Below are 15,239 nucleotides of genomic sequence, written 5' to 3'. Positions count from 1 at the left end.
GACAAAAAGCTAAAAGTGTTCATGTAAGCAAATTAAAAGTTGTACATCAAAAAGACGGTTATACCTATACATTTTGTCCACAGTTGTCCATAAAAGTCGAGGAAAATGTCGTCTAAAACTCAACAGTACAGTTCGACTATTGAAAATAACGTTCTCAAAACTTTTGGTTCCCAACAGTTAAAATTGACAACAGATGAGTTTGATTTTCAGTTTAGTAACCTGGATTGGTCAAAACATAATATAACTAATGCTCAATAGTTGTCACATCATGTCCGAAGGCAATCGTTTGTGTAAAAGTTGGCGTGGATATTTGCAGGAAATTTAAGTTTTTTTCTTGCCTGTTGCCTTCCGGAGCAGATGAGCTGTTGCCTATTTACTATACAATACCGATGCTACCGGACATGATATCACATCATTTTTACATGAACAAGTTATCAGCGCACATTGCAATAATGTGTAGGATTTTTGGCAGAAAAATTACCGACCACATTGCTGCGATCGGCTCCTCTAATTTTTTATTCTTCTAATTTTTCGTTTTTTGGTGGTTGCTCAACCTGTTCCAAGACTTTAGCCATTTCTCTTTCTAAAGCTGCTGCTTTATCTAAGAAGCTAGCAATAGACACATCGCTTTCGTCGCTTCGTTGCTTTAAACGCCCGTTATGAGCATACATATAATTTAATGCGTCACGGACAATTTCTCGAAACAGGTCAAAAATTCCCCCAATAAGCCCACTGACTGCATCTGGTGCCAGCCCCTCGCCCATTTTTCTATCAACTCGCTCCGACTGATGTTCAGAGCATCCGCTATTTCTGCCAATAATTCCTTTGTCTCTGGAGTAACTGTTAGATTCAATTGTTGTTTCTTTTGCTCGTACTTGATCTTTCTTCCCATCTATTTTGTTTTTGTCCATTGTAAGCGCTTAAAAATATTCTACTCAATTACTTGACAAAAATATAAGCGCTTATTTATTATGGTTTTAGTAAAAAGCGCTTGAAAATTTTTAGGAGATGACGCCTAATGGAGCAGTTCAAACAGTTAAAACTTAGTATTTAGCTGACATAGCACGAAACCTGAAAAAATACCGACCACATTGCTGTGATCGGCTTCTTTGACTCTTTATTCTTCTTCGTTTGGATCTTCTTCTTCGGCAGATTCGAGGAGGTGAACCAACTCAACTTCTAAATAGTGCATCTCCTCAAAAACTTTCGATTTATGAGTATGATTTTCGATTAGCCGCTGTTCTAATCTTTTGCCATGAGCTTCTACATATTGTAGATGTATCGATTGAAGAGTCCTCAAGCGGTCAAGAATTCCCCCAATAGTTGTTTGTGCGATTGTAAATTCGCCTCTCTGGCCCAAAGCTCTATTAACTCACTTTGGCTCATTCCCAATGATTGAGCTGTTCGCTTCAAAATCTTCTTGGTTGTGGGGGTAACTGTTAAGCTTAAGCTCGTCTTGGCTTCCCCGTGTATTGTTTTTCTCGGCATTATACTTATTACTTTTTTCCATTCTACATTTGCAAAATAATTTTACTCAAAACTATTGACAACTTCATTATACACCTGTAAAATCAAATATATAAAACAACAAATGTATTTTCTCAGGAAGACAACAATAACCGAGCAGTTCAAACAGTTAAAACCCAGTACTTAACTGACATAGCCTTACATATTTCTAGTGACTATCTAATGGATATCTTTCCGGGTTAGGCAATAATACTGCTAAGTTCACCCCTTTCCTCGTAACCTAACTTTTTCTTATTTATGATTGGAAACTTATACGACCACAAATTCGAGACTCCTTTCAATGACCCAGAACTTCCCAACTGGGCAGATGGATATCTAGATAAATTTTGTGATTTATTTTGGGACAACACCTGGAAAGAAGGCGATGAGGCGACCGCTTCTCTGGAAATAGATATGCTGGCCGATAGATATGCCTATATTAAAGAGGGCATGGCTTTGAGGGCTTTTCAAATCTATAAATTGTATAAAGATTTGGGGTATAAAACCTTCAAAGAGTATTGCCTTAAAGGCTTGAAAAAATCGGTCTATTACGTCAAACGAGTCATTAAAGCTGCTCAAATATCTTGGTCATTGATGCTGGAAGGATTTACCGAATTGCCAGACAACGTATCTCAAGCCCAAAAATTAGCCAGTTCTGCTGGACGAGTCAGCTCAGAAGTTGATGAGACAGTGAATTGTTGGCAAGAGGTTCTGGGTAAGGCAAAGCAAGAATCTAAACCTATTACAGCGACTTACATAGAAACTACTATTACTGGGGAAACTACACCTCCCCTAGCCACAGCAAAACTACCCAGAGATGTTTGGGATAAGTTAAAAGTTCAGGCCAAACAACAGGGAGTCAAGCCGGAAAAATTATTAGAAGAGATTGTGGGAAATTATTTGGGCCAAGAACAAGACTCTGACCCAGAGACTGAAACAGTAGCCGAGCCAGAGTCTAAAAAATCTAAAAAAGTTCTTATGTTAAAAACACCTGAGATTAAAGCCTGGGAAAAAGATTTACAGGATTTAGTCCAGGAAAAATATAATAATGAAGCTCACAGCGACATAATCACAGATAGTTCCGCAATACCGGAAATTTTTCAATCAGATGGGGGTGTTCCGCCTGGAAGCTAAACAAGATTTAGTATAAGATATGTCCTCTAAAAAAAAAGCAAAAATAGCCAATAATCATGGAATTTCTTAACTTAGTAGAGGCAGAAAAATTAGCACCTTGGCGATCGCCCTTATCCAGAGCTTTACATAGAAACCGAAGCCTAAGTTATGCTCGTTATCTCCAACTAGCAACAGTCACTGCTGAAGGCCAACCCAAAAATCGTACCATCGTATTCCGAGGTTTTTTAGAAGAAACCAACCACCTAAAATTCATCACTGACAGTCGTAGCAACAAAGTAGAACAAATAGAAAAAAATCCTTGGGGCGAAATTTGTTGGTACTTTCCAAAAACTAGAGAACAATTTCGCCTCAGTGGGAAACTTTACCTAATCAAAGCAAATAATCCTCACCCCAAACTTGCTAAAGCTAGAGAAACAACATGGCAAGAAATTTCAGACAATGCTAGACAGCAATTTACTTGGCCTAATCCTGGAGAAAGTAAAGTAGATATCGGTGCCTTTGAATTGTCCCCACCAAATCCTGCCTATCCCCTATCAAACTTTTATTTATTATTACTAGATCCAACAAAAGTCGAGTATCTAGAACTCAAAGGAGAACCACAAAATCGTTGGCTTTATCAAATTGATAACTCTAAAACTTGGTCTACTCAAGATATAAATCCTTAAATTCCTTAGCCATAAAAAAATCTTGAATTGCTTAGTCTTGGAGACGACAACTAGCGTAATTAGCAGAAGATGGAGGGTCACAATTAACCACAAGACACTGTGATAATTTACCTTGTAAACTTTCCACCTGTTGTTCAAGAGAATCAATTCGATCCACCAAAGCACGAATAACCTCAGCCTCAGAATCAGGCAAACTACCATGCTCTAAAGGATTTACCTTAACTCCAGAACGATATACAACTCTCCCAGGCACTCCCACAACAGTACAGTCAGAAGGAACATCCCTAAGTACTACCGATCCTGCACCAATACGAACATTATTACCAATATTAATATTACCAAGAACCTTGGCACCCCCACCAATAACTACATTCTCACCCAAAGTAGGATGCCGTTTGCCAGTTTCTTTGCCAGTACCACCCAGAGTTACTCCTTGGTAAATTAGGCAATAATTTCCAACAATAGCAGTCTCTCCAATCACCACACCCATACCGTGGTCAATAAAAACTCCTTGACCAATAACAGCTCCAGGATGAATTTCAATCCCAGTCAAAAAACGGCCTATGTGGGAAATTAAGCGAGGCAGGAAAGGAATTTTCAGACTGTACAAACCATGAGCTAGGCGATGAAATATTAAAGCCTGAAGACCAGGGTAGCAAGTAAGAACTTCCAACCAGTTACGAGCTGCAGGGTCTCTATCAAAGATAATTCGGAAGTCAGTTAGAAGGGTATTAAACACGAGAATTTACCATCTTTGCTTGAGCAGGTCATTTAACATTATACTGAAGGGTGAATCAAATAAGTTGTTCAAATTTTTTTCGGAAAATACTATGTCGTTATTGTTGATAACTGTGGTATTATTTTTCAGTTTTTTATTCACTTCTATCTTTGTCTTGGAACCAATGGACTTCATGCAATGGCTACATATTCCTCGATGGTTATTTCTGTCAATAATATTGTTAGTTGTTTCTTGGTGTTTAGGAGATTAATTATCGTCATTTATTGATGACTTTATTTTCATCGTGGCATTGCATACTAGATATCAAGGATTTTCACTACATTTTGCTTTTGATGAAGCTCTAATATCCAGTCTCATTAATTAGATGTCATAAAAATTATTTTCTCTATTCTCTTGAGAAATTATCAAAATTATTCCTATTTTTTACTCTGTTATCCATGGCCTGGTATCCCTAACATTTTTTTTGATTTGTAGGTATTTAAAAAAGAGGTATGATATAATAATTAGATTCAACTATTCCTATTTTTCCTGTTATTATATCTATTCCAATTTTAAAACTAAAAATTAAATAAATGACAATATACTTCGTAAGCATTCAGCTATTAGTAGTCAGCGCTTCCCTTGGGGATGGGCTCGTATTCAGCAATTATTAATGAATAATTACTTCTCAGATTTAGGAAGGGGACTTTGGCAGTAACTTTTATTCTTTCTCAATTTCAACGGTTGCTTTTACCTTCTCCAAAATTAATAGCTGAAGTCCGCAGTTCCGACCATAGGAGACTAGCTAATAGCTGACGGCTGTTTGCGCAGCATTCCGCAGGAAATGCTTACCGAAAAATTGTGGTTTAAAGTCTCCCCTTTTAAGGGTATAATAAAGAAAAATTTTCATGAATTTGTCAATCCTCTTCTTTTCAAGGAGAGGTAATTATTCATTATTCATTATTCATTATTCATTGTTGAATATACTTCTTAATAAAAGTCAAAATTTACTTCTTTCATTAGACATATCCGAGAAAGAAAAAAATACCGAAAAAAGCCACAAAAAAAAAGGAATTAATTTCAGAAGGGAAGAAGAAAAATCCAGAATTAGCCAAAGATAGTAGTGGAACATCTAACAAGATTGTTAAAAGTTTTCAGAGTAGCTCAATCAAGATTCAGATTAAGAGGGAAAAATATCAGCAAATAGTGAAGACAATATGTGGCTTAGTGAGACTGAAGAAAGGAGGGTTAATCAGATCATCAAAAAAGTTGTAAACAAGAAATAAAAAAATAAAAAAATAAAAAAATAAAATATAAATAGTCTATTTACAGGTTTAAAACAGAGTAAAAATTGAGAAAAATGTCAAATCAACTGTCTAAATCGAGCAAGCAGTAAATTATGTCAAGCTAGTAAAACCAATCATTTAACTATTTCCGGATATGTCTATTGATTCTTATATTTTCTAGATATAATTGTCTAATTATGTAAAAAATCTAATACATAAGAAATTAAAAATCATTTCGGTCTGGAATGCAGAGCAAACAGCATTTCAGCCTTTAGCAGTCAGCTTTTTATCAGGGGATACGCGACCCCTCCTAAAATTAAACGACAAGCTAGAAGTCGGAGATTTAAACCCAAGCTTTTAGCGCACTGAAAGCTGAGTGCTATTTGCAGAGCATTCCGGTACGCAAAATGCTGATAGCTAGTTAACTTTTATTACTTTGTTCTGCACTTTGAATTTTTATTTAAACTGCTGTAAAGTCTATCCCATTATTGTTTAACGACTAAAAGACAATTAGTCAATCAGTTTATCTAATCATAAATCAAGAAATAATGGTGCGCGAATTTTCTTTTGCCTTTGGACTACGAAAAATAGAAGAGAACCCCTCATCTCAAAAACATCAGTCACGCTCAATCTACCGAGCAATTGTGTTAATGCTATTAACCACAGCCATAATTGGTCTACAAGTTAGTCGTCTGGTTCAACTACAATTAATTCAAGGTCAACAGAATAGAGACCGAGCAGAAAACAACCGCATTAGGCCAATTCCAGTAGCTTCTAATCGAGGACTAATTCTAGACCGTAATGGTAAAGCCTTTGCATCTAACCATCTTACCCGCTCCATATATTTATGGCCAAAAGAACAACCCAAAGAGCAATGGAAAATTACTGCAGCAAAACTCAGCCCCATAATTAATATACCCGCTGAAAAAATCATTAAAAAAGTAGAGCAGGCTATAAATTCAGGAGAAAGGAATATAAATATTAGCTATGAAGTGAATCGCGATACTTTTGTAACCTTACAGGAAAGAGCTGCGGAATTTTCTGGTGTAGAAGTTAGGTCGGAATCAACTCGTCATTATCCTCATGGACAATTGGCATCTCATATAATTGGATACCTTGGCGAAGTTACATTAGAAGAACTAAAAGCTAACCCAGAATATCAAATGAGAATGATGGTTGGTAGATTAGGGGTGGAAGCTGGTGCTAATGATTTGCTTGCCGGAAAATGGGGTAAGCGTTTGATAGAAGTCAACGCCCAAAATCAGGAAATAGGTACTCTCGGAGAAATTAAACCTCAAGCAGGAAAAACAGTAAACTTAACTCTTGATATAGACCTTCAGAAAACAGCAGAAAAAGCTCTGGGTTTTCGCAAGGGAGCAGTAGTTGCTCTAGATGTGGATACAGGGGAAATTTTAGCAATGGCCAGTTATCCTAGATTTAACCCCAATGTGTTTACGAAACCTATGTCTCAAGCCAAATGGCAAAATCTTCATGGTCAGGAGCAATCATTTTTAAATCGGTCTCTCCAAGGTTATCCTCCCGGAAGTACTTTTAAAATAGTGACTTCTTCAGCAGCTATGGGGTCTGGAAAATTTTCACCATATTCCCTTGTATATACCTCTGACTCAATTTATGTTGGAGGCATTAGTTTCAATGAACATAGTGGAGGATATGGTTCAATTGGTTTTAGAAGTGCATTAGCTTATAGTAGTAATACTTTCTATTATCGAGTAGGTATGGCTATTGGCGCTCAAGAAATAATTAAATGGGCACATAAACTTGGTTTGGGAGGTGAAAATTTAAACCTGCTGGGTATACCCGCTACATACAATGGTTTAATCCCTACGGAGGAAGATAAACGCAGGATTTATAATGATGATTGGTATTTGGGTGATACAGTAACTATGGCAATTGGCCAGGGTCTGGTTTTGGTGACACCATTAGAGTTGGCAGCAGCAGTAGCAGCGATCGCTAATGGTGGTAAACAGATTAAGCCTCATTTACTGGCAAGTCAAACGAATAGTCCAAAAATGAAGCCTACTCCCACAGGGTTGAAACCTGAACAGATAAAGATGATTAGAGAAGGCATGATTGATGCGGTTTATTATGGTACAGCACAATCTCTTAATGATGGTACTATTCCTCTTACAGGAGGGAAAACCGGAACCTCAGAAGTAATTGGACAAAGGTCTCACTCTTTATATGTTGGTTTTGGGCCAGCTTATCAGTCAAAAATTGCGATCGCTGTCATTGTGGAGAATGGAGGTTATGGTTCTGTTTCTGCTGCTCCTGTTGCCAAACAGGTTTTTCAAACTTATTTCAGCAAGTATAATTAGGGTTTGCGCTTCACTAGTCTTTTAGTAGGGGTAGGAGACAGGAGACAGGAGACAGGAGACAGGAGACAGGAGACAGGAGTCATGGGAATAATGAGGAGGTAGGATTAAACAATTAATAATTAATTATTACCTCTCCTTGAAAACGGAATTGATTAACTAATAATGAAAAAAAAAATTTATTATTATCCCCTTAAAAGTCTATGCTTTATAAACATCTTTCTTAGCATAAAACTTGACAAAAGTGAGAAGTTATGTGTAAGTCGTTTGAGAGGCTTTTTTCTCGGAAAAGTATATTGAAAAATACATTTTTTTGAAGATTATTACTCCCCACACTCCCCAGCCTCCCATCAAGGTTTTCAGGAGTTCCTTATAATGGATAGCTTAAAATTGGAGGCTTTAAACCATAATTTTTCAGTAAGAATTGTCAGAATGAGGGGTTTTTCTGCCCAACTATGAGCCTAAAGTACACTCCTTTTTAAGCGTTTTAGACGTGATACCAGGCACTGCAATTCGACCCCAAAAAGGCACTTGTCTTTATAGAACCCATTTGGTATCTTTTCTTGAAATACAAAGTCTTCAGGAAAGCCATTTTAAGGAGCTTAACAACTATAGGGGTTCAGGAGACCGAAAAATTACGAAAAATGACTGCCAGAATCGTAAAACCCAGATGGCTATTGGACTGATAACTTGTTAAATAGATACCAAATGACTTCTATATGTCAATTCTTTTAGATTAAATCGGTAAGCCCTAATAATTAATTATTAATTATTAATTAGGGCTTGCTGATTAATTCTCAGAGTATTGATAAATAAAGACTAAAGCGTTTTTGAGGTTCAAAAAAGTGCCATCTTTTTGCACCGAAAAGATCAAAAAGCTAGTATTTTGGGATGATTGTAACAGAAAAATCAAGGGAAAATTTTTCCGACTACCTCCTCATATAATTTCCATTTATCCTGACTCCTGACTCCTGACTCCTATCCCTACCAAAAGACTTTTTCCGCAAACCCTAATAATTAATAATTAATTATTAATTATTAATTATTAATTATATCGACCGAATCTTCTCCTAATCGAACAGTAAAATCAGAACCTATTTCACCAGTAGAAGCAGGCTCAATATTACCAAAACCCAAAGCATTCTTCACAACTTCAGCAGACTCCAAATAACCCCCTTGAACAATAATTTGAGTCAAAGGTTCTTTGTCAGGCCAATCAGAAACTACATAAACATTGTAGAATCCTTGATCCCTCAAATATTGAGCAAAATTTGTCGCTGCTTGAGAATTACTAGAGGCATTTTGAACAGCTATTTTAGCCTCTAAAGACAAAGTTTTATTAACTTTTTTCGGATGAAATAGATCGTTATAATTAAAATCTTCTAACTTGAAATTAAAATATTGTTCAAGGATTCGGTCTCGACCAGGTTGGTCTATAATCCAATAGCTAGTCAAATACTCATCACTAGAACTAGCTCTTCCTGGCAACATTACCATTCTCAAATCATCTCTTTCTAAATCAAGACTAAAATTCACCAAAGCCAACATTTCTGGAAAACTTAAATTAGTATCCACATACTTCAGCATCACCTGAATAATATTAGGCAACCGAGGTAAAACTGCCACACTAGTAACGCGGTTTCGGAGCGCCTTGAGCAAAACTTGTTGTCGTTGAATACGACCAATATCTCCATGAACTTCTTCTCGGAAACGAGCAAATTGTTCTGCTTGTTCTCCATTGAGAGTTTGCCAACCAGACTTTAAATCTATTTTTAGCTGCTGAGTATTATCAGTATAAGACATAGGTTGAGGAACAAAAATTTCTACCCCACCAACTTGTTCAACTAATTCTCGAAACGCTCCCTTACTAACTCGCACATATCGGTCAATCTCAAAACCACTTAAAGTACTCTCTAAAACACTTTCTACCAGTTTGGGCCCACCATAAACATTAGCCTCATTAATTTTAGCAATACCAATTTTGGGAATTAGGACTTGAGTATCTCGTGGTACTGAAAGTAAACTGACAGTCTGAGTAGTAGGATTAGCTTGTACTAATAGTAAAGTATCGCTACGACCCTCAAACACATCCGGAGAATTTTCTGCCACTCCTGAAACTTCGTCAATTCCCATAACTAGAATATTCATCGGTTTTGAGAGTTTGTAAGGCAGACGTTTGCGCCACAAGACATCTGAAGTAAATTTCTGGAGTAGTTGGCTGAAAAACTGTGGTTCAACCGGAGCAAATAGAGCAGTTATTGCCCCAAAAGAAGTAGTTGTAGTTCCACTCAAGACTAATACAAGTATCCAGAACCACCATTTGTGCCAAATAGACCGGGATTCAGTAGAAGAAGTATTATTCATAATAAAAGTTAAAAGTTAAAAGTAAGATTATTGCTGTAACTATAGCGGTTTGTGTCCAAGTTAATGGCTAGAAATGGAATAAATAAAGATATAGACCACTTCTGAATTGGTAATAATTAATAACTGAGTCTCAATGCCAACTACTCAATTCCCTACTTCCTAAAAACTGAGAATTTTGTATTTCACAAACGATTAAACCGCTATAATATTGAAAGTTTTAGAATCTCCTCAAAAAATCAGCAAATGCCATAGTTGGGTAACTTGGGAAAAACTGGCAATGAGAATTTAAGATTGAATAGTCTAATCTATTAATTAATCTAAAATCTGATGATACCTGTAATTCTTGCTGGTGGTAAAGGAGAACGTTTTTGGCCCTTAAGTCGAAAGCATCGACCCAAACAATTTCTTTCCCTGGATGGCAGTGGTAAAAGTTTGTTACAAACAACAGCAGAGAGATTACTCTCATTATCTAACAATTGGGATGGTTTATGGGTTGTAACTTCGGCAATGTTGGCCGAAGGTGTAGCACAACAGTTACCCCAGATGCCAAAGGAAAATATATTGGCAGAACCAGAAGGAAGGGATACAGCTCCTGCTGTTGCGTGGACAGCTATAGAGACAGCACGCCGTTATGGTGAAGATGCAGTAGTGGGGTTTTTCCCTGCTGACCATTGGATCGGGGAACCGGAAGTATTCCAGAAGACCTTGGAGGCAGCAGCTGAGTTGGCAATGAATCAGGAGGCTATTGTTACCCTAGGTGTGAAACCCTCTTTCCCTTCTACAGGTTATGGATACATTGAACAGGGAAAAGAAGCAGGAAATTTTGGTGGGTTTGATGCTTATAGGGTGGCGCGGTTTACGGAAAAGCCTAACCGAGAGAAGGCTGAGGAGTTTTTAGCAACGGGTCGTTTTAGTTGGAATGGCGGTATTTTTGTGTTCCGGGTGGGGGTAATGTTGGCTGAGTTACGAAAATATGCGCCGACGATGATGACTGTTTTGGAGGCGATGGGTGCTGAGGGTTATTCTCAGTTGGAGAAGAAGAGTATTGATTATGCGGTGATGGAGAAGACTGACAAGGCTTTTGTGTTACCTGTGGCTTTTGGTTGGGATGATTTGGGTGACTGGAATGCTTTGGAACGTTTGGTTAAGGGTGATGGAGTGAATGTGGAGTTAGCTAATCATTTGGGGTTAGATACGGAGGGGTCGATTTTTTATGCCACTAGTGATGATGATGCTATTGTGACTATTGGTTTGGAGGATGTGGTTGTTGTTAGGGATGGGAATGTGACTTTGATTGTGAAAAAGGAGCGATCGCAAGATATTAAGCAAGTTTTGAAGAGTTTGGCTAATCATCCTAAGTTTAAGGATTTATTATAGTAGGAAGGAAGTAAGGAAGAAGAACTTACACACGGACGCTACCTGTAGGGGCAATTTATGAATTGCCACTACAAAAAACACGGCCTTGCTGAATCAAGGGATGAATCTAGAGCGGATAGAAAGTCTCAAAAATTAAGATATTGAATCAAAGTCTAATCAGCGATTTTGTTACTCTAATATCAAATCCGGTTGAATACTTATTATATAGTTGGCACATATGGGGAGATGGGGAGATGGGGAGGTAGTCCGATTTAATATTGAAGTGTGGTATAGAATTATAAACACATACTGTATAACCGGATTCTATATAACTCTATATTCTTCGTAATTCCTGTTAGCTTTGGCGCAATTTAAAGCAGCTAAAGCAAAATCAACATTTGTCTTAGCTTGTAGATAATTTAATTGGGCGATCACTAACCTGGCCTCTTCATGAATAATTGCATCTCCATCAATTCCAGAAGACTGTAGAGAAAATATTAATTTCTTCTGTTTGGAAACTGTAGCACTTTGTAGTGGCGTGACACGCCTAAAACTGTGTAATAGATTTTTGTTTCTAGGTGTCTTGATCTCCCCATACTCCCCATACTCCCCACACTCCCCACACTCCCCACACTCCCCACACTCCCCATCTAATCCACCATTTAAGCTGTGTCACGCCAGTAGGTTGGGTAGAACGAAGTGTGAGCGGAGCTTATCTGTTAGGATCAACCCAACAACAAGCTTGTGTCTGCTGGGTTGCGCTATCACGTAAACCCAACCTACAGTCTTATAACTGCTTACTTCATGGATAGAGAGTTCAAGGGTTTTTTTCTTTTCTAGTAGCGTTCGCGGAGCGTTGCATCAGCAGTATCGCCTCTCCCCAACTCTGCTCTCTTAAAATTTCTCCAGCTTGCGTCTACCTTGACTTTATCTTTAAGTCATCGAGGTTGCTGAGAGTTAAGTTGATATTCAAGCATCTGGGAATGTCACTGCTTTTTTTCTCTAAAGGTTGACTCTCTGCTTTTGGTATTGGTACAGCAGAAGGAACTGGAATTGGAATTAGTTTGTTTGTAATTGCAGTACAGGAGGTGATTGAGGTAGAGAAAATCTCTTAAAAACCACCAATAAAACACCATAATAAACCTTCATTCATTTCCCATTACTTGAAGTATGAGATTTTGGGCAATATTTTCTATTCTTAATAATCCCCTGATACCCAAAAAATTTTGATGTCATTACCAAGGTAAAATTTGCTCTGGGAGAAAGCCATTATCTAACAAAATACTCTCTAAATTTGCACCATTAAAACAAGTTTTGGTTAAATTTTCTAACCCTAAATTATCTCGTTTAGCTAATATTTCTGATTCTTGCGGTTCACAATTTAAGAAGTCTGCCATATCCCGCAAACTTCGACGATAAAATAGAGTATAACAAGCATGATAATTAATAATATCTGGATGATAAACTTCTGTAAAAGCAGCAACATAAGAATAACGAGCAATCGCTTCTGGTTTAAATAAATTATGAGCGTGTTGGTCAATGGCAGAAATATCCCAAAGTTCCATATTTCTTTGTCCCAAAATTATCTTTTACCGAAAAATTGTGGGTATGCGCCTCCCCTTTTAAGGGGATAATAAAGAAAAATTTTCATGAATTTGTCAATCCTCTCCTTGAAAAGAAGAGGTAATTATTCATTATTCATTATTCATTGTTGAAGATAGCGCTATGCGCAACTGAGAAGTTAAAAGTAATCTCTGGCTAATTTTTCCCTGTAGTTGAATATTCAAGTTGACAAACTGTCACTAAAATTAGCAAACTTATCCAAAATTCTCAGATACTAGATTTATCACCAATAGTTTTAGGAAGCAGATAATGACATCTATACAATCTCCCACCTCCTGGCAAATGAGCGATCGCGAACGTGCCAATCTCCAAAAAGTCACTCTCTACAACTCAGTTCAATCTCTCTCTGAAATATGGCCACTGGCTGCCCAACATTATAATCAGACCATCGCCCTCCATGACCCCCATGCCAAACCAGAAGTCAAATTTACTTATGCAGAACTAAACGAACAGATTCAAAAATTTGCTGCTGGTTTACAATCATTGGGGGTTGTCCCTACGGAAAATGAAGCATCAATACCCCCAAGAGTGGCCTTATTTGCTGACAATAGCCCTCGGTGGATGATTGCCGACCAAGGTATTATTGCTGCAGGGGGAGCAGATGTGGTCAGAAGTGGGACTGCAGATATCGAAGAATTAGCTTATATTCTTCAACATAGTGGCAGTGTGAGTTTGGTTGTGGAAAACTTGGCCTTGTTGAAAAAATTGAGCGATCGCCTACAAGACCTACCTATACATATAATTATTCTGCTGTCTGAAGAAGACCCAAACCCTGACGAAAGTCTACCTGTAGTTAAATTTTCTCAAGTCATTGCTACAGGAGAAGACCGCCCTCTCAAACCCACTAAGCAAAACCTGGAAACTCTTGCTACTTTGCTCTACACCTCTGGCACAACTGGCAAACCCAAAGGTGTAATGCTGACCCATGGCAACCTGCTCTATCAAATTAATGTTCTCGGGGCACTTATTCAACCCAACCCAGGAGAATGTACCCTAAATATCCTACCCACTTGGCATACTTTTGGTAGGACAGGAGAATATTTTTTCCTATCCCAAGGTTGTACCCAAGTTTATACCAATAAACGTTCTCTGAAAAAAGACTTCCAAGAATATAAACCCCACTATGTCACCAGTGTGCCCAGAGTTTGGGAATTAATTTATGAAGGGGTACAAAAACAACTACGAGAACAACCAGCTAATAAACAAAAATTAGCTCAATTTTTCCTGGGCATAAGTCAACGTTACATTGAAGCTAGGCGTATTAGTCAAGGATTAGTTTTGCAACTCGACCCACCGTCTCAGTCTCAGAAATTGTTGGCTACTTTGCAAAGTTGGGCATTATTACCTCTTCATAGTCTGGGAGAAAAAATCATTTATCAAAAAATCCGCCAAGCTACTGGGGGTCGCCTGAAATTTGCCATAAGTGGGGGTGGTTCCCTAGCGATGCACTTAGAAAACTTCTTTGAAATAGTCGGTATAGGCTTATTGGTAGGATATGGTTTAACCGAAACTTCTCCAGTTTTGACTGTTCGACACTATTGGAACAATCTCCGGGGGTCTGCTGGTAAAGCCATTCCAGCTACTGAGATTAAAATAGTAGACCCAGAAACTAACAAAACTCTGACAGTTGGTAATAAAGGTGTGGTTTGGGCAAGAGGGCCACAAATCATGGCTGGTTATTATCAAAATCCCGAAGCTACTGAGAAAGTTATTGACTCTGAAGGTTGGTTTAATACTGGCGATATTGGTTGGATAACCCCAGATAATGATTTGGTATTAACTGGTCGGGCAAAAGATACAATTGTTCTGACTAATGGGGAAAATATTGAACCTCAGCCCATTGAAGATGCTTGTGCCCGCAGTCAATATATTGACCAAATTATGCTGGTGGGGCAAGACCAGAAATTTTTGGGTGCTTTAGTTGTTCCTAATATTGAAGCAGTGGAGCAATGGGCTATTCAACTGAATCCTTCAGAACCTCAACCACAGATTGATTGGGAAAGTCAGACCATTCAAGAATTGTTCCGCCAGGAATTGAATCGGGAGGTAAAAAATCGCCCCGGATATCGGCCTGATGACCGCATTGGACCTTTTCGCTTGATTCTGGAACCGTTTACGGTAGAAAATGGCATGACAACCCAAACGATGAAGATCAAACGTCCCATTATCACGGACCATTACCGCGATATGATTAACAAAATGTTTGATTAATGACTTTGGAGATTTTAGATTTTGGATTGAGTATCATTCAGAT

At 38.0% G+C, this 15,239-nt stretch carries 13 protein-coding genes; 7 read left to right on the top strand and 6 right to left on the bottom strand.

All coding sequences use genetic code 11. The features are described from left to right. Nucleotides 1-105 precede the first annotated feature (105 nt). A complete protein-coding gene (locus F6K23_RS16855; protein WP_293157708.1) occupies nt 106-258 on the top strand; it encodes a hypothetical protein in 153 nt (50 codons plus the stop codon). 257 nt (nt 259-515) lie between these two features. On the opposite strand, the gene F6K23_RS41870 is transcribed toward F6K23_RS16855, so the two are convergent. From F6K23_RS41870 to F6K23_RS16845, 3 genes are all read right to left on the bottom strand, one after another. Further along, the gene (locus F6K23_RS41870; protein ID WP_367267727.1) at nt 516-671 is read right to left on the bottom strand and encodes a hypothetical protein; all 156 of its coding nucleotides are present in this window, start codon (nt 669-671) and stop codon (nt 516-518) included. Between the two features lie 5 nt (nt 672-676). Then, nucleotides 677-892, bottom strand: a complete 216-nt coding sequence (locus F6K23_RS41865; RefSeq protein ID WP_367267726.1) for a ribbon-helix-helix domain-containing protein — start codon at nt 890-892, stop codon at nt 677-679. 225 nt (nt 893-1,117) lie between these two features. Beyond that, nucleotides 1,118-1,300 (bottom strand): hypothetical protein, encoded by a 183-nt coding sequence (locus F6K23_RS16845; protein WP_293157702.1) that lies wholly within the window; start codon nt 1,298-1,300, stop codon nt 1,118-1,120. A gap of 464 nt (nt 1,301-1,764) precedes the next feature. Here F6K23_RS16845 and F6K23_RS16840 point away from each other — a divergent pair, with 464 nt between their 5' ends. Both F6K23_RS16840 and F6K23_RS16835 read left to right on the top strand, forming a co-directional pair. Beyond that, on the top strand, nt 1,765-2,640 hold the full coding sequence (locus F6K23_RS16840; protein WP_293157699.1) for a hypothetical protein: 876 nt from the start codon (nt 1,765-1,767) through the stop codon (nt 2,638-2,640). Between the two features lie 56 nt (nt 2,641-2,696). Then, nucleotides 2,697-3,305 (top strand): Npun_F5749 family FMN-dependent PPOX-type flavoprotein, encoded by a 609-nt coding sequence (locus F6K23_RS16835; protein WP_293157696.1) that lies wholly within the window; start codon nt 2,697-2,699, stop codon nt 3,303-3,305. A gap of 31 nt (nt 3,306-3,336) precedes the next feature. Here the strand turns inward: F6K23_RS16835 and cysE are convergent, their stop codons facing one another. Further along, entirely contained in the window at nt 3,337-4,044 is a 708-nt protein-coding gene (gene cysE, locus F6K23_RS16830) for a serine O-acetyltransferase (RefSeq protein WP_293157693.1), read from the bottom strand. A 91-nt stretch (nt 4,045-4,135) separates the two neighbouring features. Between cysE and F6K23_RS16825 the strand changes: the two genes are divergently transcribed. Together F6K23_RS16825 and mrdA are read left to right on the top strand one after the other, a co-directional pair. Continuing rightward, nucleotides 4,136-4,294: a hypothetical protein gene (locus tag F6K23_RS16825; protein WP_293157690.1), complete on the top strand. Its 159-nt coding sequence runs from the start codon at nt 4,136-4,138 to the stop codon at nt 4,292-4,294. Between the two features lie 1,563 nt (nt 4,295-5,857). After that, entirely contained in the window at nt 5,858-7,645 is a 1,788-nt protein-coding gene (gene mrdA / locus F6K23_RS16820) for a penicillin-binding protein 2 (RefSeq protein WP_293157687.1), read from the top strand. 1,035 nt (nt 7,646-8,680) lie between these two features. Here mrdA and F6K23_RS16815 read toward each other — a convergent pair. Further along, nucleotides 8,681-10,006: an LCP family protein gene (locus F6K23_RS16815; RefSeq protein WP_293157684.1), complete on the bottom strand. Its 1,326-nt coding sequence runs from the start codon at nt 10,004-10,006 to the stop codon at nt 8,681-8,683. Nucleotides 10,007-10,333: 327 nt separating this feature from the next. On the opposite strand from F6K23_RS16815, the gene F6K23_RS16810 reads away from it, so the two are divergent. Then, on the top strand, nt 10,334-11,383 hold the full coding sequence (locus tag F6K23_RS16810) for a mannose-1-phosphate guanylyltransferase (RefSeq protein WP_287241068.1): 1,050 nt from the start codon (nt 10,334-10,336) through the stop codon (nt 11,381-11,383). Nucleotides 11,384-12,597: 1,214 nt separating this feature from the next. Here the strand turns inward: F6K23_RS16810 and F6K23_RS16805 are convergent. Beyond that, a complete protein-coding gene (locus F6K23_RS16805; RefSeq protein WP_293157681.1) occupies nt 12,598-12,942 on the bottom strand; it encodes a hypothetical protein in 345 nt (114 codons plus the stop codon). Nucleotides 12,943-13,234: 292 nt separating this feature from the next. On the opposite strand from F6K23_RS16805, the gene F6K23_RS16800 reads away from it, so the two are divergent. Then, entirely contained in the window at nt 13,235-15,196 is a 1,962-nt protein-coding gene (locus tag F6K23_RS16800; protein WP_293157679.1) for a long-chain fatty acid--CoA ligase, read from the top strand. Nucleotides 15,197-15,239: the final 43 nt, after the last annotated feature.

Origin of the sequence: Okeania sp. SIO2C9 (assembly GCF_010672455.1) — a bacterium.
In the GTDB taxonomy this organism is placed as follows: domain Bacteria; phylum Cyanobacteriota; class Cyanobacteriia; order Cyanobacteriales; family Microcoleaceae; genus Okeania.
Note: the sequence above shows the minus strand (reverse complement) of the source record. Positions and strands in the feature narration are given on the sequence as shown.

What these genes read in the sequence shown, in the direction of transcription:
- F6K23_RS16825 (WP_293157690.1), top strand. Translation starts at nt 4,136, where the DNA reads ATGTCGTTATTGTTGATAACTGTGGTATTATTTTTCAGTTTTTTATTC.
- F6K23_RS16855 (WP_293157708.1), top strand. Translation starts at nt 106, where the DNA reads ATGTCGTCTAAAACTCAACAGTACAGTTCGACTATTGAAAATAACGTT.
- F6K23_RS41870 (WP_367267727.1), bottom strand. Translation starts at nt 671, where the DNA reads ATGTATGCTCATAACGGGCGTTTAAAGCAACGAAGCGACGAAAGCGAT.
- F6K23_RS41865 (WP_367267726.1), bottom strand. Translation starts at nt 892, where the DNA reads ATGGGAAGAAAGATCAAGTACGAGCAAAAGAAACAACAATTGAATCTA.
- F6K23_RS16810 (WP_287241068.1), top strand. Translation starts at nt 10,334, where the DNA reads ATGATACCTGTAATTCTTGCTGGTGGTAAAGGAGAACGTTTTTGGCCC.
- F6K23_RS16815 (WP_293157684.1), bottom strand. Translation starts at nt 10,006, where the DNA reads ATGAATAATACTTCTTCTACTGAATCCCGGTCTATTTGGCACAAATGG.
- mrdA (WP_293157687.1), top strand. Translation starts at nt 5,858, where the DNA reads ATGGTGCGCGAATTTTCTTTTGCCTTTGGACTACGAAAAATAGAAGAG.
- F6K23_RS16835 (WP_293157696.1), top strand. Translation starts at nt 2,697, where the DNA reads ATGGAATTTCTTAACTTAGTAGAGGCAGAAAAATTAGCACCTTGGCGA.
- F6K23_RS16840 (WP_293157699.1), top strand. Translation starts at nt 1,765, where the DNA reads ATGATTGGAAACTTATACGACCACAAATTCGAGACTCCTTTCAATGAC.
- F6K23_RS16800 (WP_293157679.1), top strand. Translation starts at nt 13,235, where the DNA reads ATGACATCTATACAATCTCCCACCTCCTGGCAAATGAGCGATCGCGAA.